The 19083-nt window shown below is 62.2% G+C and carries 15 protein-coding genes and 6 pseudogenes; 14 read left to right on the top strand and 7 right to left on the bottom strand.

Annotated features, from left to right (window positions below; translation table 11 throughout):
• Nucleotides 1-17: 17 nt before the first annotated feature.
• On the bottom strand, nucleotides 18-392 hold the full coding sequence (locus tag B586_RS12600) for a MerR family transcriptional regulator (RefSeq protein WP_054879769.1): 375 nt from the start codon (nucleotides 390-392) through the stop codon (nucleotides 18-20).
• Between the two features lie 141 nt (nucleotides 393-533).
• Here B586_RS12600 and B586_RS12605 point away from each other — a divergent pair, with 141 nt between their 5' ends.
• Entirely contained in the window at nucleotides 534-980 is a 447-nt protein-coding gene (locus B586_RS12605; protein ID WP_054880925.1) for an HSP20 family small heat-shock protein, read from the top strand.
• A gap of 376 nt (nucleotides 981-1356) precedes the next feature.
• Nucleotides 1357-2028: pseudogene (locus B586_RS12610) on the top strand (PAS and ANTAR domain-containing protein); the annotation flags it as partial.
• A gap of 187 nt (nucleotides 2029-2215) precedes the next feature.
• Here B586_RS12610 and B586_RS12615 read toward each other — a convergent pair.
• Nucleotides 2216-3406: a glycosyltransferase gene (locus B586_RS12615; protein ID WP_054879768.1), complete on the bottom strand. Its 1191-nt coding sequence runs from the start codon at nucleotides 3404-3406 to the stop codon at nucleotides 2216-2218.
• Nucleotides 3407-3736: 330 nt separating this feature from the next.
• Here B586_RS12615 and B586_RS22090 point away from each other — a divergent pair.
• Nucleotides 3737-5009, top strand: a pseudogene (locus B586_RS22090) (catalase).
• A gap of 83 nt (nucleotides 5010-5092) precedes the next feature.
• Nucleotides 5093-5350, top strand: a complete 258-nt coding sequence (locus B586_RS20210) for a DUF7218 family protein (protein ID WP_082607610.1) — start codon at nucleotides 5093-5095, stop codon at nucleotides 5348-5350.
• A gap of 3 nt (nucleotides 5351-5353) precedes the next feature.
• Here the strand turns inward: B586_RS20210 and B586_RS12630 are convergent, their stop codons facing one another.
• Nucleotides 5354-5929 (bottom strand): nucleotidyltransferase, encoded by a 576-nt coding sequence (locus B586_RS12630; protein ID WP_054879765.1) that lies wholly within the window; start codon nucleotides 5927-5929, stop codon nucleotides 5354-5356.
• A gap of 99 nt (nucleotides 5930-6028) precedes the next feature.
• Between B586_RS12630 and B586_RS12635 the strand changes: the two genes are divergently transcribed.
• The 3 genes and pseudogenes from B586_RS12635 to B586_RS12640 all read left to right on the top strand — a co-directional run bounded on the left by B586_RS12635 (nucleotide 6029) and on the right by B586_RS12640 (nucleotide 7520).
• Entirely contained in the window at nucleotides 6029-6523 is a 495-nt protein-coding gene (locus tag B586_RS12635) for a glycosyltransferase family 2 protein (protein WP_054879764.1), read from the top strand.
• 30 nt (nucleotides 6524-6553) lie between these two features.
• Nucleotides 6554-6715, top strand: a pseudogene (locus B586_RS20960) (acyl-CoA dehydrogenase); the annotation flags it as partial.
• 40 nt (nucleotides 6716-6755) lie between these two features.
• Nucleotides 6756-7520, top strand: coding sequence for an endonuclease/exonuclease/phosphatase family protein (locus tag B586_RS12640; protein ID WP_054880924.1), 765 nt, complete (start codon nucleotides 6756-6758; stop codon nucleotides 7518-7520).
• Nucleotides 7521-7802: 282 nt separating this feature from the next.
• On the opposite strand, the gene mbp1 is transcribed toward B586_RS12640, so the two are convergent.
• Nucleotides 7803-8039: a microaggregate-binding protein 1 gene (gene mbp1 / locus B586_RS12645; protein ID WP_054879763.1), complete on the bottom strand. Its 237-nt coding sequence runs from the start codon at nucleotides 8037-8039 to the stop codon at nucleotides 7803-7805.
• A 231-nt stretch (nucleotides 8040-8270) separates the two neighbouring features.
• Between mbp1 and B586_RS12650 the strand changes: the two genes are divergently transcribed.
• The 7 genes and pseudogenes from B586_RS12650 (at nucleotide 8271) to B586_RS22775 (ending at nucleotide 16531) form a co-directional block, all read left to right on the top strand.
• Nucleotides 8271-9152 carry an SDR family oxidoreductase gene (locus tag B586_RS12650; RefSeq protein ID WP_082607611.1) on the top strand — a complete coding sequence of 294 codons (882 nt, stop codon included), beginning with the start codon at nucleotides 8271-8273 and terminating at the stop codon, nucleotides 9150-9152.
• Nucleotides 9153-9162: 10 nt separating this feature from the next.
• Nucleotides 9163-9542, top strand: a pseudogene (locus B586_RS12655) (superoxide dismutase).
• A gap of 182 nt (nucleotides 9543-9724) precedes the next feature.
• Nucleotides 9725-10762 carry an SDR family oxidoreductase gene (locus B586_RS12660; RefSeq protein WP_054879762.1) on the top strand — a complete coding sequence of 346 codons (1038 nt, stop codon included), beginning with the start codon at nucleotides 9725-9727 and terminating at the stop codon, nucleotides 10760-10762.
• A 47-nt stretch (nucleotides 10763-10809) separates the two neighbouring features.
• Nucleotides 10810-12603, top strand: a complete 1794-nt coding sequence (locus tag B586_RS12665; protein WP_054879761.1) for a thiamine pyrophosphate-requiring protein — start codon at nucleotides 10810-10812, stop codon at nucleotides 12601-12603.
• Between the two features lie 61 nt (nucleotides 12604-12664).
• A pseudogene (locus B586_RS12670) lies at nucleotides 12665-13743 on the top strand (enolase C-terminal domain-like protein).
• Nucleotides 13744-13763: 20 nt separating this feature from the next.
• A pseudogene (locus B586_RS22770) lies at nucleotides 13764-14990 on the top strand (FAD-binding oxidoreductase); the annotation flags it as partial.
• Complete coding sequence (locus tag B586_RS22775; protein ID WP_418001105.1) at nucleotides 14969-16531, top strand: FAD-binding and (Fe-S)-binding domain-containing protein; 1563 nt, start codon at nucleotides 14969-14971, stop codon at nucleotides 16529-16531. The pseudogene B586_RS22770 and the gene B586_RS22775, both read left to right, overlap by 22 nt.
• Here B586_RS22775 and B586_RS12680 read toward each other — a convergent pair.
• The 3 genes from B586_RS12680 to B586_RS12690 are packed head-to-tail and all read right to left on the bottom strand — an operon-like array spanning nucleotide 16496 to nucleotide 18752.
• Nucleotides 16496-17182: a UdgX family uracil-DNA binding protein gene (locus B586_RS12680; RefSeq protein ID WP_054879760.1), complete on the bottom strand. Its 687-nt coding sequence runs from the start codon at nucleotides 17180-17182 to the stop codon at nucleotides 16496-16498. The genes B586_RS22775 and B586_RS12680 overlap by 36 nt on opposite strands.
• Nucleotides 17183-17194: 12 nt before the next feature.
• Nucleotides 17195-18151 (bottom strand): TIGR03557 family F420-dependent LLM class oxidoreductase, encoded by a 957-nt coding sequence (locus tag B586_RS12685; RefSeq protein ID WP_054879759.1) that lies wholly within the window; start codon nucleotides 18149-18151, stop codon nucleotides 17195-17197.
• Between the two features lie 40 nt (nucleotides 18152-18191).
• Nucleotides 18192-18752, bottom strand: a complete 561-nt coding sequence (locus B586_RS12690; protein ID WP_054879758.1) for a hemerythrin domain-containing protein — start codon at nucleotides 18750-18752, stop codon at nucleotides 18192-18194.
• Nucleotides 18753-19083: the final 331 nt, after the last annotated feature.

The following is a 19083-nucleotide window of genomic DNA, read 5'->3' on the forward strand; positions in this document are numbered from 1 at the left end:
TGCCGCGTACGAAGGGTTCATGGCGCCGGCCGGTCGCACGTGGGCTTAGACCTCGCCGCCTTCGCCGCGTTACGCAGACTGGTGTTGGTGGATCGCAAGTCGGTATTAGCCTGTGACAATGCTGCGTTGTCGTCTTCGAGGTCAAGAATACGGGCGATACCGGCCAGGTTGATGCCGGCATCTACCAGCGCGCTAATGCGCTGCAACCGAGCCAAATCGTCGGCGCTATAGCGCCGGGTTCCGCCGTCACTTCGAGCCGGTCTGAGTAGCCCGTAACGTTCGTAGAGCCGCAGCGACTGCACCGGGATGCCAGAAAGTTCTGCGGCGACGGAGATGCCATATACGCCATGATCGGGTGCCGGCGAACCCATGGTATCACTGCGACCAGCCATCAAACATTCCTCCGCTACCTACACAGAAAACTTGTCTATCACACTTGCATTGAAATATTGATGGTGCTATATCAAATCTATGCCATCATACACAGATAATAGATGGCTTATCCCAGTAGATTGGAGTGTGAGGTGACCACCATGCTGATGCGTACTGACCCATTTCGCGAACTGGATCGCTTCGCCCAGCAAGTGCTAGGAACGTCTGCCCGTCCGGCAGTAATGCCCATGGACGCCTGGCGTGAGGGCGAAGAATTTGTCGTCGAGTTCGACCTTCCTGGCATTAACGCCGATTCGCTGGACATCGACATCGAACGCAACGTAGTCACCGTGCGGGCCGAGCGCCCAGGAGTCGACCCCGATCGGGAAATGCTTGCTGCCGAGCGGCCACGCGGCGTATTCAATCGTCAGCTACTGCTCGGCGAGAACCTTGACACCGACCGGATCGCGGCTTCCTACGAAGAAGGCGTCCTGAGACTGTCGATACCAGTAGCCGAAAGGGCTAAGCCGCGCAAGATCTCCGTCGATCGCGGCGGCGACGGACACCAGGCCATCAACAACACCGAACACGAAGTCATAGACGCCTAATCGAAGACGCCTAATCGACTGTGGCTTGCGCAGCAAATTAAGCAGGCCGCGGCGGTCAGCAGCCCACCTTAACAAATAGAAGGATCGACACGCTGGGCTGCTGGCCGCCGATGTGCCAGCGTTCGCAACCCGCACGGCTAGAGGGGCTTGGACAGATCGGCACTGCGATGTCGGTTGACGACCGCGTCATAATGGTTACACCGGCGTTCCCTCAACTAGATACTTCGGCAGCCGTCCTTGGCGTTGAGTAGCCAGCACTGTTTGTCCCGATGGCGCTATCGAGCGGGTATCCGGGGCGATAGGTGTTCGTCTGACGGTGCGCTGATGTGATGGTCAGTCTCCGCAGCGACGTGGACCCGAGGAGTCAAGGTCGACGATGAATTGGAAGCTCAACGGCCAGTCGGCCGATGTCGAACAGGCCCTCGCTGGCGACGCACCGCAACAGGTGGGGTGGTTCCGCTTCTACTTCACCGATCAACGGTGGGAATGGTCCGAACAGGTGCAGCAGATGCACGGATACGAGCCCGGCAGTGTCGTCCCTACTACCGAACTGGTTCTCGCTCACAAGCACCCCGACGACCGCGGTCAGGTAGCGGCCACCATTAACGAAATCCTAAACACACATAAGGCGTTCAGCACCCGCCACCGGATCGTCGACACCCGCGGAAATGTGCACCACGTCGTCGTGATTGGTGATCAGCTCTTCGACGACCAAGGGGCAGCGATCGGAACGCATGGTTTCTACATCGATGTTTCGACCCTGCCTGAACAAGTGCACGAGGACATCGTCACAGCGCGGCTAGCCAAGATCACCGAAAACCGCGCCAGCATCGAGCAGACCAAGGGCATGTTGATGCTGATCTATGGCATAACCGACGACGCAGCGTTCAACCTGCTCAAATGGCTGTCTCAGGAAGCCAACGTCAAGCTGCGGCTGTTGGCCGAACAGATCTGTAAAGATTTCCGCGGCGCCGGACCCGCTTTCAGCGCCCAATCAGAGTTCGACCAACTACTGCTGACAGCGTATCTTCGCGTCCCTCGCGGAGACAACCCGGCTATACCCAAGAAGCATGACGAGCGCGCACCACGGCCCGTTCACAGTGGAACGGATGCCCAACGATCAGACGCGCCCGTCAACGGATAGGGCTTGTAGCCCCGCGTCGTCCTTGTTGCAGGTGCGGAATTGTTCGTGCCATCGGGACAGGCTACGCCTCCCCGCAGCACGTCCCATTAGGTCACCGTACTTCTTGTAGCACAGGCTGCCACGAGTACTTCGCACTGAGTTGTCTATATATAGTCTGCGACTCGAGCGCGATCCTGTCCCAGGTGAAGCGGGATAGTGCGCGGCTCCGACCCGCAGCGCCCATGCTCTCGCGAAAAAACCGTTGTGTGCAAAGTCTTTTCAACGCAATGGCTAATTCAATGGGATTGCCCGCTGACAGCACTAGCCCAGTTACGCCGTGCACGACGGCGTCGACCAGGACACCGACGGGCAGCGCGACCACTGCTACTCCACTGGCCATGGCTTGTAACACCGTTGTCGCGCGCGGCGGCTGCCGCGGTGTGCATAAAACCACGTCGGTGGATCGCAGCAACATCGGCAGCTCGTCACCCGCGACCGTGCCTACGAAACGGACCCGGTCGGCTACTCCAAGCTCGGCAGCAAGGCGTGTGAGTTCGGCCCGCGCCCGGTCGTGTCTGTGGTCAGTAGCGGCAGTTTCCGCGATCACAAGCTCGGTGCCTGGAACCCCGCGGATCACTCGAATTGCGATGTCGAACCCGTTGCACGACAGTGGGTTCGATGCTAAGCAGAGAACGCGATGACGGTCGCTCTGGGCCAGCGCCGGACCGACCGGTGTGTACCGCTGGATGTCGACACCGCCCGGCAAAACCGACAATCGCGTCCGACTATGACGTAACCTGGCCAGCACGTCGACGTCCGCGGCGCTCTCTGTGGTCACCCAAGTCGCATTACGCGCCAATAGCGGCTCGATGCGTTCACGTTCGGTCTGTCGAACCAGGCCGTCGAAGGAGCGCAACTGCGATGTGGCGGCCAGACCCCAGAAGGTTTGGATCGTCGGGATGCGTTGCCGCCGCGCGGCCAGTTGAGCCGCCAAGCCGCCGAGCCAACCGTGCGCGTGCACGACGTCAGGTCGCTCCACCAGCCACAAGCCCGCGAGGGAGGCGGCCCAGTCCCCGACAAACGGCAAGACGTCGCGGGCAGGCATCCCCACATTAGGACCGACACACGTCGAGACGACTTGATAGCCGTGGGTGGCGCTTGCACCGTGGCAACTTCCCTGACCGTGGCGACGTCCCTGCCTGACATAGGAGATAATGTCATGCCCTTGTGCCGCCAGCGCGCTGCACAGCGAGCCGGTTTCCTCACCGACAAGGTCATCGCCGCTGACGAACGCAATTCTCACTGTGGCTCCCTTCGAACCTGGTGAACTCCTTTCACACAGGCACGCGAAAGATATTCCGCGACAGGATCCGGGTACCCGATTTGGTGCCAGCCAAACCGTGAAGCATCGGCCTTTCCAGCAGGCCACACAGGGCAATCCAGAGCGCGCGTTCTCGACGTCATCGTTGCGTGCGGCCAGCAGAGCGGTCAAGAGGTGCGCGACTCTGCTTCCACGTTTCGGCTGGATGAACGATGGTACCCCCAAGTGACCGAAAGTCTGGCACCGCCGTAGTGAATCGGAGGGATAAACAAACATGCAGGCCGACCCCACCGTGACGGGAAGTAGCGAGATCTGGAGCCGTCGCGGGTCCGCCGCGATATCGGCAATCTGACCACCCAGCAAGGCGTCCGGGTTGATCACACTGATGATTCGTTGGCAGTCGGTGATCGAGGGCCAACTCTGCTGGAGGACTTTCACGCCCGTGAGAAGATCACCCACTTCGATCACGAACGCATTCCAGAACGCGTGGTTCATGCGCGCGGAGCCGGCGGCTACGGCTTCTTCGAACCGTATGACGATTGGCCGGCCGAGTACACGGCGGCGAGATTTCTGACCACCCCGGGTACCCAGACGCCGGTGTTTGTGCGGTTCTCCACGGTGGCTGGATCGCGCGGTTCGGCCGATACCGTCCGCGATGTACGCGGTTTCGCCACCAAGTTCTACACCGAACGGGGCAACTACGACCTGGTGGGCAACAATTTCCCAGGCCGACGCAGACGTGTTCCGCCATTACACCCAGCGGGTCGACGGGCGCACGCTGAGACAGCGGACCAAGTCCTTCCAGAATCACTACAGTCAGGCGCGGATGTTCTGGAAGAGCATGTCGGCGATCGAAGCCAACCATATCGTCGCCGCGTTCGCGTTTGAACTCGGCAAGGTCGAGGTATCCGAGATCCGTTCTGCTGTGGTGGCACAACTCGCTCGCGTCGACCACGAGCTGGCAACAACCCAGGTGGCAGCAAAACTGGGGCTGCCCGAGCCGCCCGAAGAGTCGGTCGACGACACCACCCCCGCATCACCGGCGTTATCCCAAATCGCTGATACCGGGGACGCCATCGTGTCCCGCAAGGTCGCGCTGCTGGCCGCGCATGGTGTGGATGTCGTCGGGGTGCAGCGCTTTACCGAGCTGATTCGGCAGCATGGGGCGGTGGTGGAAGTTCTGGCCCCCATTGGCGGCGGCGCTCTGAGTGGCCGATCGAGCGGTGAGTTACCTGTGGATCGGGCGTTCACGACGGCGGCGTCGGTACTCTACGACGCGGTCCTGGTGGCATGCGGACCGCAGTCGGTAGACACGCTTGCCGACGATGGCTATGCCGTGCACTTCGTGATCGAGGCCTACAAGCACCTGAAGCCGATCGGCGCGTTCGGCGCGGGCATCGACCTGCTTCGCACGGCACGGATCGAGAGCCGCCTCGCCGACGATCCCGAAGTTGTCAGCGACGAAGCCATCATCACCACTACTGCCGCCGCAGACAACTTGCCCGAGGTGTTTGTTGACGAGTTTGCGGCCGCGCTCGCGCAACACCGCTGCTGGCAGCGAAGTACAGATCTGGTACCGGCCTAGCGATTCACTGAACGTGTTTGACGGTTGTTAGGAGGGGGCAACCCTCGAAGGGGTGTCCGATCACGCATGGGAGGTTGACTATCGTGCCGAATCCGTCGATCAAGGATGAGCGCCTCTACCAGGATTTACGTAAGGAAGGCAATTCTAAAGAAAAAGCGGCGCGGATTTCCAACGCAGCTGCCGCCCAGGGTAAGTCTGCAGTCGGGAGCAAGGGCGGCACGTCCGGTTCCTATACCGACTGGACGGTGCCACAACTGAAGAAACGCGCGAAAGATCTTGGTATATCTGGATATTCAAGACTAACGAAAGACAAGTTGATCGCCAAATTGCGCAACCACTGAGCATCAGCGGGTGAGGCCTAGACGGTCAGCTAACACCAAGAACGCGACCGCATAGTCGTTGCTGGCCGTCTCTGCTCTGATGCGAGCCCAGTCCAACCGTTCGCGGATGGCCCGCACGGCAGGCAGCAATTTCGCAAAATCGCAGTGATGTTCGCCCAGGGCGCGCAGCTTCTGGATCAGCACGAAGGTCGGCGGCAGCACCGGCATCGTGATTGCTAGCACTTCGCGCCGTTCGGCGCAGTCCAGAGTGCGCGCATCCACGGGAACTCCGTTGATGCGGTGCAGGACGTCGACGACCGTATCGCCGCTGCGAGCCTTAAATAACCAGTCTTCCGGCGGGTGTTCGACAAAGAATCCCGCATCACTGAGCGCGGCGCGCGCGGTCGCAACCTCGGATTCGGCGACCACCAGATCCACATCGTGGCTGGGTTCGGGTGCGCCGTAAGCCCACAACGCATAGCTGCCGGCCAATGCGAAACGCGGCCCGTTCTCCTTGAGCGCCGCTGCAGCGCCACGCAACGCCTCCCGCAATTGTGCGCGTGAGACCGTTGCATTTGCCCGTGTCTCGGTGGTTGCCATGCTAGATAAGTCATACCCCACCACTAGGGCCGACAACCCGGCCGGCTGGATGGTGTTTGCCGTCTGTTTAAGTGGCGGCGGAATGGGCAATCGCCAATTGTGTCAGCGCCTGTACTGCGCTTCTATCACCGGGCCGCCAACGTCATCCCGGCCTACAATGCGCAAGCGAATCTGCCGACATGCCTGCGCGCAGTGCTGACCGCCGCTGTGTGCGTGCCGATCCCGGTCACGATCGTGGTGGTCCTGGACACCAGCGACGCCCACAGCCGAGTTGATCCGGGTTGGCTGCTACGTCAGCTCGAGCTGGACAAGGACATGGTCCTGGGTGTGGTGCGCGTCGCCGACTGTCACCAGCATTCCGTCGGTGTTGCCGACCGCTATGTGCAGACCTACGAAGCCGGCGACGACAACCACCATCAACACCTTCACGGCGCGAATATGGGCTTCAGTGCCCGAGCGTACTGGCAGGTTGGCGGCTTTCGGACGCTGACTTCCGGCGAGGACGTCGATTTGGTTGCCCGTTTTGAGGCCGCCGGTTATGGCATTCACCGAGACACCGACCCGGGCCCCTCATGGATGCCCGCACCGCCTTAGCCAATTGGAGAAGTCAGCGAGAGGTTCCTCATGGCGGCGGGCCTAGTGCGGCACTGGCTGGAGTCGGCGCGATTGGAGTTGCCGTTGCCCGCGTCGGGTCGTACCGCCGAACGCCGGCAGCGGCTTGCGCTGCTAGCCGAAGCCCATCTCGTGGCAGCCCGGATCGCCGAGGCGCACGTTGATGCCGTCAGCCCATGAAGGGGTACCCGGAGTCTGTTAGATGACAGCACCCGTGCGCGTGGCGACCTTCAACATCCTGCACGGCCGCACCATCGGCGACGGGGTGGATCCCGCGCGGCTACGGGACTGCGTGCATCGCCTTGATCCTGACGTGCTCGCGCTGCAAGAGGTCGACCTTGAGCAACCGCGTTCCGATCGAGCCGATCTGACTGCGACGGCGGCCGAAGCCATGGGAGCCGTCGAGCACCGGTTCGTTGCGGCGATCGCCGGCACCCTAGGAGCGACTTGGATGGCCGCCACCGGCCGTGAGCAACCCGGGACCGCTGCGTACGGGATCGCGCTGCTGTCCCGTTTTCCGGTCACCAGCTGGCAGGTAGTGCGGTTGCCGCGGATTCCGGTGCGCTTCCCCATGTATTTGCCGGGAGCCAACCGGATAATGGTCGTCAATGAAGAACCCCGAGCGGCGGTCATCGCGCAGCTGCGAACCCCGTTGGGCGCGCTCACCGTAGCCAATACCCACTTATCCTTCGTGCCCGGCTGGAATCGGCGCCAGCTGCGACGACTAGTTCACGACCTGCGCGGCTTTCCGGGTCCACGGCTGCTGACCGGCGACCTCAACATGACCCCCAGGGCGGTAGGCCGCTGGTCAGGCATGCGGGAGCTGGCGGTGGCAGCCACGTTTCCCGCGCAGGCGCCCGACCGCCAGCTCGATCACATCCTCACTGATGACCGCTGTCTGCGCGGCGTCGCGGCGGCCGCTGAGCTGATGCCGATTTCGGATCACCGGCCGCTCGTGGTCACCCTGAACCACGTGTAAGCCATTCGGGGCCAGCCAGTTTGGCGTTTGTCATCTTCGTCAGACGGGTAGCACCCCACCATCTCAGCCGCCACTCGGCCTCGGCGCGGAATTGCGTTGGCCAGAAAACGGCCGCTGCAACCTGGCTGATATACGTACACCGCCGGGTCCGCAAGAAGGAAACATCCTCCGCACGACATGCATTCCGACCGCCCTCCACCTCCGCCGAGCAGCTAGGAAATCGCCTGCGCGTACCTCGATGGGTCCGGCCCATAACCGGGCCGGACCCATCTCCTGAACGAACTATTGGTGTTGCCGCTGACGCTCTTCAGCAGCTTTTGCGCCGCCGCGCGCCGACTCGGCTTCGGCTTCCTTCTTGCCCGCGTCACGCTGAGCATGAGCCTTATCTTGTTGCGCCTTGCCTTCCCGGGCAAGATCGTCGTGGCCGGTCACCGTTCCACCGACCTCTTTGGCCTTGCCCTTGATACCCTCGACGACGCCTTTAACGGCTTCTTCTGGCCCGCTCTTGTGATCCCCCATGTGTCGATCCTCCCTCTCGGTGTTTTGAGCTTGCGCTCGTCGGTCGCGAATTCGTCTGGGTACGTCGCCCCATTGCCGATCGGCTCATCCGCACCTATCGGTTTCCCATGGGGCGGTCCGCCAAACGCTCCCAGTAGACGTTCAAGGCTTCCGTAGTCGAGGCATCGGTGATCGGGCGACGCCGTCTCGCGTCAACGGAATCCGTTTAAACGGAGTTTTCCCGGGTAGCCGATCTACCCGACAACTACAGCAAAACGGGGTGACGTCACGACCAGTATCGCTGTAATCGGGGCCACCGGCACCATCGGATCCAGGGTCATTGCCAGGCTGAGGGGCCGCGATGTCACGGTGGTCCAGATTGCCCGCACCTACGGAATCGATGTGATCACTGGGACCGGTTTATCGCAGGCCCTAGAAGGCGTTGACATCGCAATCGACGTATCCGCCCCCATGCCGGCCGATGATTACCTAGCCATCACCGACACACTCACCGCAGCTTCGCGCAATATCGTGGGCGCCTGCGCCTCGCAAGGAGTCCAGCGGCTGGTGGTGTTGACGATTGCTGGCGCTGATAAGGCGGTGTTTGACAGCTTTCCGTACTACGTAGCTAAGCGGGCGGCCGAGGACGTTGTGCTCAGCAGCCCGGTACCGGCGACAATCGTGAAGTCCACGCACTGCCACGAGTTCGCCACCAACCGCGCAGTAGTGACCTGCAACGAGCACCAAGTCGTCGTCCAAGATTGGCTCATCCAACCAATAGCTGCCGACTCGGTCGCTGATGTTCTCGTCGAGGCGGCTCTCGGTCAAACGCACACGCCCCGTACCATCACCGGTCCGCACGGTATCCGATTACCTCTGTTCACGGCGAAGCTACTTGCTTTGCAAGGCGACTACCGTCGCGTGCGCGCGGTACCGCCAGACCTCGAGGAGCTGGCCACCGGAGCGCTGCTCGCTCCTGATCACGCGGTTGTCATCGGTCCCGACGTCGAAACCTGGCTTCACGCGCCGGCGCCAACTGGCACGCCGAGCAGTACATCAGCCGGAGGCGGCTTTTGGACAACCCGGGCGACGAAGCACGCAAGATCTTTCACACCGTTGACGCCTCGAAATTGAAAGGACGCTCATGGCCGAATACGTGCTACCCGAGTTGGACTATTACTATGGAGCGCTTGAGCCGCACATTTCGAGACAGATCAACGAGATTCACCACGGAAGACACCACGCCACCTACGTTAAGGACGCCAAGGTGCGTTGGCCAAGCTCGCCGAAGCCCGCGAAAAAGGCGACCACAGCGCCACTTTCCTCAATGAGAAGGACCTGGCGTTCAATCTCGGCGGCCACGTGAACCATTCCATCTGGTGGCAGAATCTTTCGCCGGACGGCGGAATGCCGCTTGGGATCATCCCGCTGCTGCAAGTTGATATGTGGGAACATGCGTACTACTTGCAGTACGCCAACGTTAAGGCCGACTACGTCAAAGCGTTCTGGAATGTGGTCAACTGAGCCGACGTCAGCAGTCGGTTTGCTGCGGCCACGGACCAAACCAATTATGTGATTCTCCTGCGTGCCTAGGGCGCAACGACACAACGTCTTACACGCGCAGCGGTAGCAGCGAGCGTCGTTGCTCAGGTTGTCCGGTGTCTTTCCAGTGAGTAACGGCCAAGATTGCGGGTACTCGAAGAGCTGTGGGATCTGTCAAGGCGGCTAGGGCGAGTCAGACTGTCGTCGTCACCGGCGCCAGTGGCGGAATCGGGCGGGCAACAGCTATCGCATTCGGCGCGCGCGGCGCGCAGGTCGGTCTGGTTGCCCGAGGCGAGAAAGGACTGAACGCCGCGGCCCAGGACGTCGAAGCCGCCGGTGGAAAAGCATGCGTGATACCCACCGATGTGGCCGAACCGGAGCCGTGCAGGGCCGCCGCGGAGGAGGCCGAACGAGCGTTCGGACCGATTGACGTGTGGGTGAATGCGGCTTTCACGTCGGTGTTTTCCCGATTTTGCGAAATCACGCCCGCGGAGTATCGGCGGGTCACCGAGGTGACCTACCTTGGCTATGTCTATGCCACCATGGCCGCGCTGCAGCGGATGAAAACTCGAAACGCCGGCACCGTAGTGCAGGTCGGTTCGGCACTTGCCTACCGGGGCATCCCGCTCCAAACCGCTTATTGCGGTGCCAAGCATGCGATTCAGGGCTTTCATGAGGCGCTGCGATGCGAGTTGCTGCACGACCACAGCAACGTTCACGTCACGATGATCCAGATGCCGGCGGTCAACACCCCACAGTTCTCCTGGGTATTGTCGCGGCTACCCCACCAAGCCCAACCGGTTCCGCCGATCTACCAGCCGGAAGTCGCTGCGCGGGCGGTGCTCTACGCCGCGAATCATCCTCGGCGACGCGAATATTGGGTGGGTGGAAGCACGGCGGGAACGTTGGCGGCCAATGCGATAGCACCCGGCCTGCTGGATCGCTACCTAGCCCGCACCGGCTTTGACTCACAGCAAACCGAGCAGGTGCGCCCGCCCGAACAGCCAGCCAACATCTGGGAACCCGCTGACGACAGCGACGGTCACGATTACGGCCCGCACGGTGTTTTCGATGACCGGTCTACCGGACGCAGTGGGCAGCTGTGGGCCTCCCACCATCACGGACTTCTCGGCGGCGCGGCAACCGCTGCCCTTGCCGTTGCTGCCGGGGTGGCTGCGGGATGGTCACGTCGATGGCACTAGTGACGGTTGTGGACTCAGCATGAAAGCTGTTCTGCTAGGAGGGATTAATGTCCAAGCAAGATGTCGCTGATTACCTGCTGCAGCGGTTACGGGCGTGGAATGTTGAGCACGTATTCGCGTTTCCCGGCGACGGCATCAAAGGGATCCTCGCCGCATGGGGCCGCGCGGACAACCACCCGACGTTCATTCAAGCGCGCCATGAGGAGATGAGCGCGTTCGAAGCGGTCGGCTATGCCAAGTTCAGTGGCCGGGTCGGGGTATGCATGGCCACGTCGGGTCCTGGCGCGATCCATCTGCTCAACGGCCTCTACGACGCCAAACTCGACCACGTTCCGGTGGTGGCCATTGTCGGGCAGACTAACCGCAGCGCCATGGGCGGCTCCTACCAGCAAGAGGTCGACCTGCTAAGTCTGTACAAAGATGTCGCCAGCGACTACGTCCAAATGGTCACTGTTCCAGAACAATTACCCAACGTACTGGATCGCGCCTTCCGCGTTGCGTTGGCTCAGCGCTGCCCGACGGCCTTGATCATTCCCGCCGATGTGCAAGAACTGCCATATTCGGCACCTACCCACGCATTCAAGATGGTGCCCTCCAGCCTCGGCATCGACTGGCCCGCGATCGCCCCCGACGACACGGCCATCGCCCGGGCAGCCGACGTGCTCAACGAGGGCAACCGGGTAGCCATGTTAGTAGGAACTGGTGCCCGCGACGCACGCGAGGAGCTCATCGAAGTCGCCGACTTACTCGGCGCCGGAGCGGCCAAGGCGTTGTTGGGCAAGGACGTGCTATCCGATGAACTTCCCTGGGTCACAGGATCTATCGGACTACTGGGAACCCGGCCCAGCTACGAGTTGATGCGTGACTGCGACACGCTACTCACCGTGGGATCCAGCTTCCCCTACACCCAGTTCATGCCCAAGTTCGGACAATGCCGCGCGGTACAGATCGACATCGACGGTCGATTCATCGGCATGCGCTACCCTTACGAGATCAACCTGGTGGCCGACGCGAAGGCCGCACTGCGCGCCTTGATTCCGTATCTGAACCGCAAAACCGACCGAGCGTGGCGGAAGAGCATCGAGGCCAATGTCTCCCGCTGGTGGGAAACCATGCACAAGGAGGCGATGGTCAGCGCCCACCCGATCAACCCGCTGCGGCTGTTCTCCGAACTCTCCCCCCAGCTACCCGACAACGCCATTGTCACAGCTGATTCCGGGTCAGCAGCCAATTGGTATGCGCGCAATCTACGATTCGGCGGCAGCGTTCGAGGTTCGCTGTCAGGCAATCTCGCAACCATGGGCCCTGGGGTTCCGTACGGGATTGGCGCCAAATTCGCTCACCCGCAACGGCCGGTCATCGTGTTCGCCGGCGACGGCGCCATGCAGATGAACGGGATGGCCGAGCTGATCACGATCAAACGGTACTGGCGAGATTGGGATGATCCGCGCCTGGTCGTAGCGGTCCTACACAATAACGACCTCAACCAGGTCACCTGGGAAATGCGCGCCATGGCGGGTGCACCGAAATTCGTGGAATCCCAGGCACTCCCCGACATTGACTACGCTAGCTTTGCAGCCAGCCTGGGACTTAACGCGATGGCCATCAAAGACCCAGAAGAGCTCTCCACTGCTTGGCGCGACGCACTGTTGGCGGACCGCCCAACGGTATTGGACGTCTACACCGACCCCGACATGCCCCCCATCCCGCCGCATGCCACCTGGGACCAATTCAAGGCCACCAGCGCCGCGGTACTCGCCGGCGATAAGGACCGGGTGGGGTTCGTCAAGGAAGGACTCAGGACCAAAGCGCAGGAGTTCCTGCCCCACAAGAAAAGTTGACGGGTGATCTAAGGCCATGCCCCAACCCGCATCGCTGACCGACACCTAGCCGGTTACCGGTCTGACCGCCACGGCATACACCATCCCGACCGATGCACCCGAGGCCGACGGCACACTAAGCTGGGATGCCACGACAATGGTTGTTGCGCAGGCTTATTGCGGCGACGAAGTCGGAACTGGCTGGACCTACGGTAGTCCGGCGTGCGTTTCCGTCATCCATGGAGTGTTGGCCGACCACGTGATCGGCCGCAGCGCCTTAGACGTCGCCGGGGCATCCGACGCTATGGTCAAGGCGCTCCGTAATGTCGGACGGCAAGGGATCGGCGGGCAAGCGCTTTCGGCCGTCGACGTCGCGCTGTGGGATCTCAAGGCTCGGTTATTGGTGCTGCCACTGCACCGGCTGATCGGCTCGGTGCGCGACGCGGTTGCAGTATACGGTAGCGGCGGGTTCACCTGCTATAACACACAACAGCTGTCTGCTCAGCTCCATGATTGGACCGATCGGTTGCAGATTCCTCGGGTGAAAATCAAGATCGGCGAATCCTGGGGCACCGGCCCTGACCGCGATTTGGCTCGGATGTCTCAGACCCGAGGCGCGATCGGCGACACCGTTAAATTCTATGTCGACGCCAACGGCGCGTACGGACGCAAGCAAGCCATCCGGATCATGGCCGCCGCAGCCGATCTAGACGTGCGTTGGTTCGAGGAGCCGGTCTCCTCTGATGACCTCGACGGGTTGCACGCCGTTCGTGACGCAGTGACCGCCGACGTGGCTGCCGGCGAGTATGGATATGACCTCACCTACTTCCGCCGGATGTGTCAGGCCGGCGCGGTGGACTGCCTGCAGGCCGACGCGTCACGCTGCGGGGGATCACCGAATGGCTGCGGGTTGCCGCGGTGGCCGGCTGCTACGGACTGGATATCTCGGCGCATTGCGCACCGAACCTGCACCTACACGTGGGCGCTGCCACTGCCAACCTACGGCACCTGGAGTGGTTCCACGACCACGCCCGCATCGAGCTGATGGCGTTCGACGGCACGACGCAACCCATCGGCGGACTGCTTCGCCCCAACTCGGACGCACCGGGTCATGGGCTGATGCTTCGCAACCGTGATATCGAAAAATACCGAGACGATTGAGATTTCGACGGAGAATTCACATGATCACGACTCGGTCAAACCGAACGCCAACGTTATTTGAAGCGGCAGCCGCCGATTTGCGTGAATACGTTGACGGTGAGATCCGATTCGGCCCTGGCTCACGTGCGACCTATGCCACTGATGCCTCCAACTATCGGCAGGTGCCCATCGGCGTTGTGTTGCCACGCACCCCTGAGGCAGCCGCCAAGGCGGTCCGGGTGTGCAACCAGCACGACCTGCCGTTGCTATCTCGTGGCGGCGGCACCAGTCTGGCCGGGCAGTGCTGCAATGCTGCAGTCGTGATCGACTGGAGCAAATACTGCACCCGGGTCTGCTCCGTCGACACCGAAGCCGGTGTCGCCGTGGTAGAACCCGGTATCAAGCTCGATCAGCTCAACGAGCAGCTGCAGGAGTCGGGCTGGATGGTGGGTCCTAAACCGTCTACCCACGTCAGCTGCACGATCGGCGGCATGATCGGCAACAACTCCTGCGGTTCGAGCGCCCAGGCGTATGGCAAGACGGTTGATTCGGTGCGACGCCTTGAAGTGCTCACCTACGACGGGGTGCGGATGTGGGTGGACCAGACCGACGACGACGAGTTCATCGCCATCCTGAACGAAAACGGTAGGCGGGCCGAGATCTATCGCGGCCTCAAGGCCATCGCCGACAGCTACTCCGACGATATCCGGTCCAGCTATCCGCACATCCCGAGGCGGGTTTCGGGCTACAACCTTGATTCGTTGTTGTCGGAGAACGGCTTTAACATCGCCAAGGCCCTGGTCGGCTCCGAGAGCACCTTGGTGACGGTGCTGCACGCGGAACTGGCCCTGGTGCGCCGGCCGGCCGCGACCACGCTCGCGGTCTTGGGCTTCGACGACATCGCGGCGGCCGCGGACGTGGTGCCAGCCGTACTCGAACACAATCCGTCGGCGTTAGAGGGCCTAGATCACCGCCTGGTCGAGCTAGAGCACTCGCAACGGCTGGCCGAAAAGGCCCTGCGTCAGTTGCCGGATGGCAATGCCTGGCTGATGATACAGCTCGACGGTGACAGCCAAGACGAGGCGGACCGCAAAGCCAAGTCGGTGATCAGCGCTCTACAGAAACGGGTGCACACCGACGCCACTGTGCTCGATGACCCCACCCGGAAGAAGGAAGTCTGGAGTGCCCGCGAAGCGGGCCTCGGCGCCACCGCCTATCCACCCAACGAGCCCGAAACGCATGAGGGATGGGAGGATGCCGCCGTACCGCCGGACCGACTCGGGGACTATCTGCGGGATTTCCGCCGGCTGCTGACCGTTTCGGCTATAAAAGTGCGTCGCTGTATGGACATTTCGGTCAGGGTTGCGTGCACACCCGCATTCCGTTCGTGCTGCGGACCGCGGAGGGCGCTGCTAAATACCGCGCGTTCGTCGAAGATTCGGCTCGGCTGGTGGTGGAGTATGGCGGCTCGCTATCCGGCGAACACGGCGACGGCCAGTCCCGAGCCGAGCTGCTGCCGATCATGTTCGGCGAACGCGTGGTGGGCGCATTCGAGCGGACCAAGGCGCTGTTCGACCCGCATAACCGGATGAATCCTGGCAAGATCATGCACCCCAATCGGCTCGATGACAACCTGCGCCTCGGAGTGGACTACCGTCCCGCCGAACCCGCTACCGAGTTTTCCTACACCGACGACGACCACCGCTTTTCGCGCGCGGCGGCGCGCTGTGTGGGTGTTGGGAAGTGCCGCGGGCACGAGTCGGGTGTGATGTGCCCGAGCTACCGCGCCACTGGTGAGGAAGAGCACTCCACCCGTGGGCGAGCGCGGCTGCTGTTCGAAATGGTGCGAGGCGATGTCATTACTGACGGATGGCGCTCCCCCGAAGTCCACGACGCGCTGGATCTCTGCCTGGCCTGCAAGGGCTGTCGCAGCGACTGCCCGGTTGACGTAGATATGGCGACCTACAAGGCCGAGTTCCTCTTCCATCACTATCGACGCCGGCTGCGGCCACTGGCGCACTATTCGATGGGGTGGATCCCGCTGTGGGCAGGCCGCGCTACGCCGTCGCGAGGGCGGGTGCTGCTGTGGCCGGATACCTTCGTGAATAATTTCGAACCCAAGGTGGGTCAGGCCGCTGTCGCGGTGCTGGAATCGGCCGGGTTCGACGTCGAAGTCCCACCCCGCACTGTGTGCTGCGGGTTGACGTGGATCTCCACCGGTCAGCTCCGCACCGCGAAACGCGTGCTGTGCCGCACTCTCGCGAACCTGAGTCCGGCGCTGCGAACAGGCACACCGGTGGTGGTGCTGGAGCCCAGCTGTGCCGCGGTGTTTCGATCCGATCTGCCCGAACTGCTCTACGGCGACGAGGATGCACACCGGTTGGCAAGCCAGACATACACTCTCGGTGAGCTTTTGGCACGCAACGCCCCCGACTGGGAGCCACCGCGCATCACCGCGGACGCGGTCGTGCAGCAGCACTGTCATCAACATGCAGTACTGGGATACACCCACGAGCGGCAGCTGCTCTCCGACGCCGGGGTGGACGCCGAGATACTCGACGCCGGATGTTGTGGCTTAGCAGGAAATTTCGGCTTTGAAAAGGGTCACTACGATGTGTCGGTCGCATGTGCCGAAGACAAATTGATGCCGGCGCTGCGCAGCGCTGATCCCGATAGCCTGGTGCTGGCCGACGGGTTTAGTTGCCGCACCCAGATGCGTGAACTCGCTACCGACCGCCGGCCCATGCACGTCGCGCAGGTCCTTGCTGCCGCCCTATCGGCCCGCAACCTGAGTAGTTCTGCGTCCTGACGGCACGGCACCGGCGACGCGCAGGTCGTCGACAAACAGCTTGTAAGCTTCGTCGTGGCGATCGCTGCGATCGCGCAACACCGCCGACGGGTGAACGGTCGCTAGCACGATCGGCTCGGGTGCTAACTGCAGATCGATCGCCGAAGGTAGCTGGGTGAGCTGACCACGTTGGGCAGATATCCGAAATGCCGTGCCCAGCAGCGCTTGTGCGGCCGTCGCGCCGAGACACACGATCACCTGCGGCCGCACCGCCTCGATCTCGGCGATGAGCCAGGGCCGGCAGGCGACAATTTCGGTACGGCTCGGTTTCTGGTGGATACGTCGTTTGCCGTGCTTGCGGGTGAACTTGAAGTGTTTGACGGCATTAGTCCGATATGTCAGTGCGGGATCAATGCCAACCTCATCGAGTGCCCGGGTCAACAGTCGACCCGCGGGGCCGACAAACGGCATACCGGCTCGGTCCTCCTGATTCCCCGGCTGCTCCCCCACCAACATGATCGGCGCCCCGGACCGTCCGTGACCGAATACTGTTTGGGTGGCCGCCTCAAACAGTGCGCAGCCCTGACACCGGCCCGCCGCGGTTTGCAATGAATCAAGCGCGCGATCGTCAGGCAAGTAACGTGCGGCACCAGCTGTAGGCGTTGCGTCCATGATGAAACTGGCTCAAACGGCGATCTCGGGCACAACCTCCGATTCCCAGAAGTCGAAGAAGCGGCCCTGTCCCGACCCGATCTGCTGAATGTATACCTCGTCGAAACCAGCGTCGGAAAATGCGCGGATCCGGTCTAGGTACGGTTTGAGGTCCGGACCGCAAGGCACCGCTTCTTCCACAGCGGAGGCGGGAACAAGACTAGATGCTTGCTCGAAATGCGCCGGAGTTGGCAGGATCTGGGCAAGCTCGCCGGGTAGCTGTTCATTTGGCCACAGGCGGTGGGCGGTGCTGATAGCTTCTCCGGCTGTCGGGGCATAGCACACTTTAAAGCCGGCTTGGGTGGGTTTGCCCACGCCGCCAGCGTCACGGAATTCGGACACCAGCTCGCGCGACGGCATCGTGCTTTGATAGCCGTCGCCGATCCGACCGGCCAGCCGAGCAGAACGGGGGCCGAACCCGGAAATGTAGATGGGCGGAGACCTCGCCGGCAACGTATAGATCCGGGCATTATCCACCGTGAAATACGGGCCGCGATGGCTGATCTGCTTGCCGGTGAACAAGCTCCGGATCACATCTACCGCTTCTTTCAGCATCTCGCGCCTGGTGGCCGAGGGCGGCCAATGCGCGCCGGTGATGTGCTCGTTTAGCGCCTCCCCCGTACCCAGGCCCAGCACGAATCGCCCGTCGAGTTGGACCGCGCAGGTCGCGGCTGCCTGTGCGACAACGGCGGGGTGCATCCGCACGATCGGACAGGTGACCGCGGTGGTGATGGGGAGCGAACACGCTTGGGACAGCGCCCCGATGACCGACCAGACAAAGGGACTATGGCCTTGCTCGCCGTTCCACGGATGGAAATGGTCTGAGATCCACAGCCGTTCGAAGCCGGCTGACTCGGCGCGCACCGCCTGGCGCACCAACTCATCTGGAGGGAATTCCTCGCAGGACAGGAAGTAACCCAGTGACGTCATGCCCTGGGCATACCCCTGTCTGGGCGCGCGAAACGCCGGGCTAGCCCTTGCTTGTGATGGCGTCGCGAGCCCGATCCATCATTGCCGCGAACGGGCCGGCGAGCAGGTTAGCAACCTGGGATTCGATACCTGCATGCGGCCTGGTCGGCGCGATCGCCTCGGCGAGCGCGGCGGCGCGGCCCATTCGCTCGAGCTCATCGTCGCTCAATTCCTCTCCCAGCTTCGCAAACTCTTCAGTCTCCTCGTGTTCAGCGTGATCGATGACAGCGTCGTAGAGTTCGGCGAGTTGGCTGGTGAAGGCTTCGCTGTCGGCGTCGAGCTTCTCCAACTCGGTCAGCACCTTCTTCGCTTCGTTTTCTTCCGCTAGCCGAGCACCAACTAGCGCCGCCCCGTTGGGGATCTTGCGCTTGGCCCGCGGGTGAACGATTTCTTCCTCAGCAGTTTCGTGCACGGCAAGCAATCGCCGAAGCTCGACGAAGGCCTTTTCCCGGTCTTTGCCGGACGACGACAGGGTCGCGGCGAAGAGTGATTTGATCTGTTCGTGCTGGCTGACAAGGAAGTCAACCACGTCGGTGTGTGACTTAAGAGCGGCCTGAGCCATGATGTCCTCCCGGATATTCCAGATAGTCGTAACAACAGCGCGCCGGGCTGAGGCGCGCTCCAAGCTGGCTACCCGCCCCATCCACATGCCAAACGTTGAGTGCGGCTCTCGTTGGCCCACGTCGTGCGGACAGGTGTAGCCGTCCTCAGGTGGGGTATTGCTTTGGGATGGCTCGTGGGGCGCTGCTGCGGCGCCTGAGGATGGCCGGCGCTGCGATGGTATCAAGCTGTGCTGCCCTAGGAGCATCGCCGGAAAGCACGCTCGAGCTGATGGTGTGGCCGGTCACGAGAGAGCAACACGCTGTATGCCGTCGCCGGTCCGCGAGCCCGGC

The organism is Mycobacterium haemophilum DSM 44634 (genome assembly GCF_000340435.2).
In the GTDB taxonomy this organism is placed as follows: domain Bacteria; phylum Actinomycetota; class Actinomycetes; order Mycobacteriales; family Mycobacteriaceae; genus Mycobacterium; species Mycobacterium haemophilum.

Coding starts and splice junctions, on each gene's coding strand:
- B586_RS12630 (WP_054879765.1), bottom strand. CDS start 5,929: ATGGCAACCACCGAGACACGGGCAAATGCAACGGTCTCACGCGCACAA.
- B586_RS22775 (WP_418001105.1), top strand. CDS start 14,969: ATGGGAGGATGCCGCCGTACCGCCGGACCGACTCGGGGACTATCTGCG.
- B586_RS12600 (WP_054879769.1), bottom strand. CDS start 392: ATGGCTGGTCGCAGTGATACCATGGGTTCGCCGGCACCCGATCATGGC.
- mbp1 (WP_054879763.1), bottom strand. CDS start 8,039: ATGGGGGATCACAAGAGCGGGCCAGAAGAAGCCGTTAAAGGCGTCGTC.
- B586_RS12690 (WP_054879758.1), bottom strand. CDS start 18,752: ATGGCTCAGGCCGCTCTTAAGTCACACACCGACGTGGTTGACTTCCTT.
- B586_RS12665 (WP_054879761.1), top strand. CDS start 10,810: ATGTCCAAGCAAGATGTCGCTGATTACCTGCTGCAGCGGTTACGGGCG.
- B586_RS12605 (WP_054880925.1), top strand. CDS start 534: ATGCTGATGCGTACTGACCCATTTCGCGAACTGGATCGCTTCGCCCAG.
- B586_RS12685 (WP_054879759.1), bottom strand. CDS start 18,151: ATGACGTCACTGGGTTACTTCCTGTCCTGCGAGGAATTCCCTCCAGAT.
- B586_RS12680 (WP_054879760.1), bottom strand. CDS start 17,182: ATGGACGCAACGCCTACAGCTGGTGCCGCACGTTACTTGCCTGACGAT.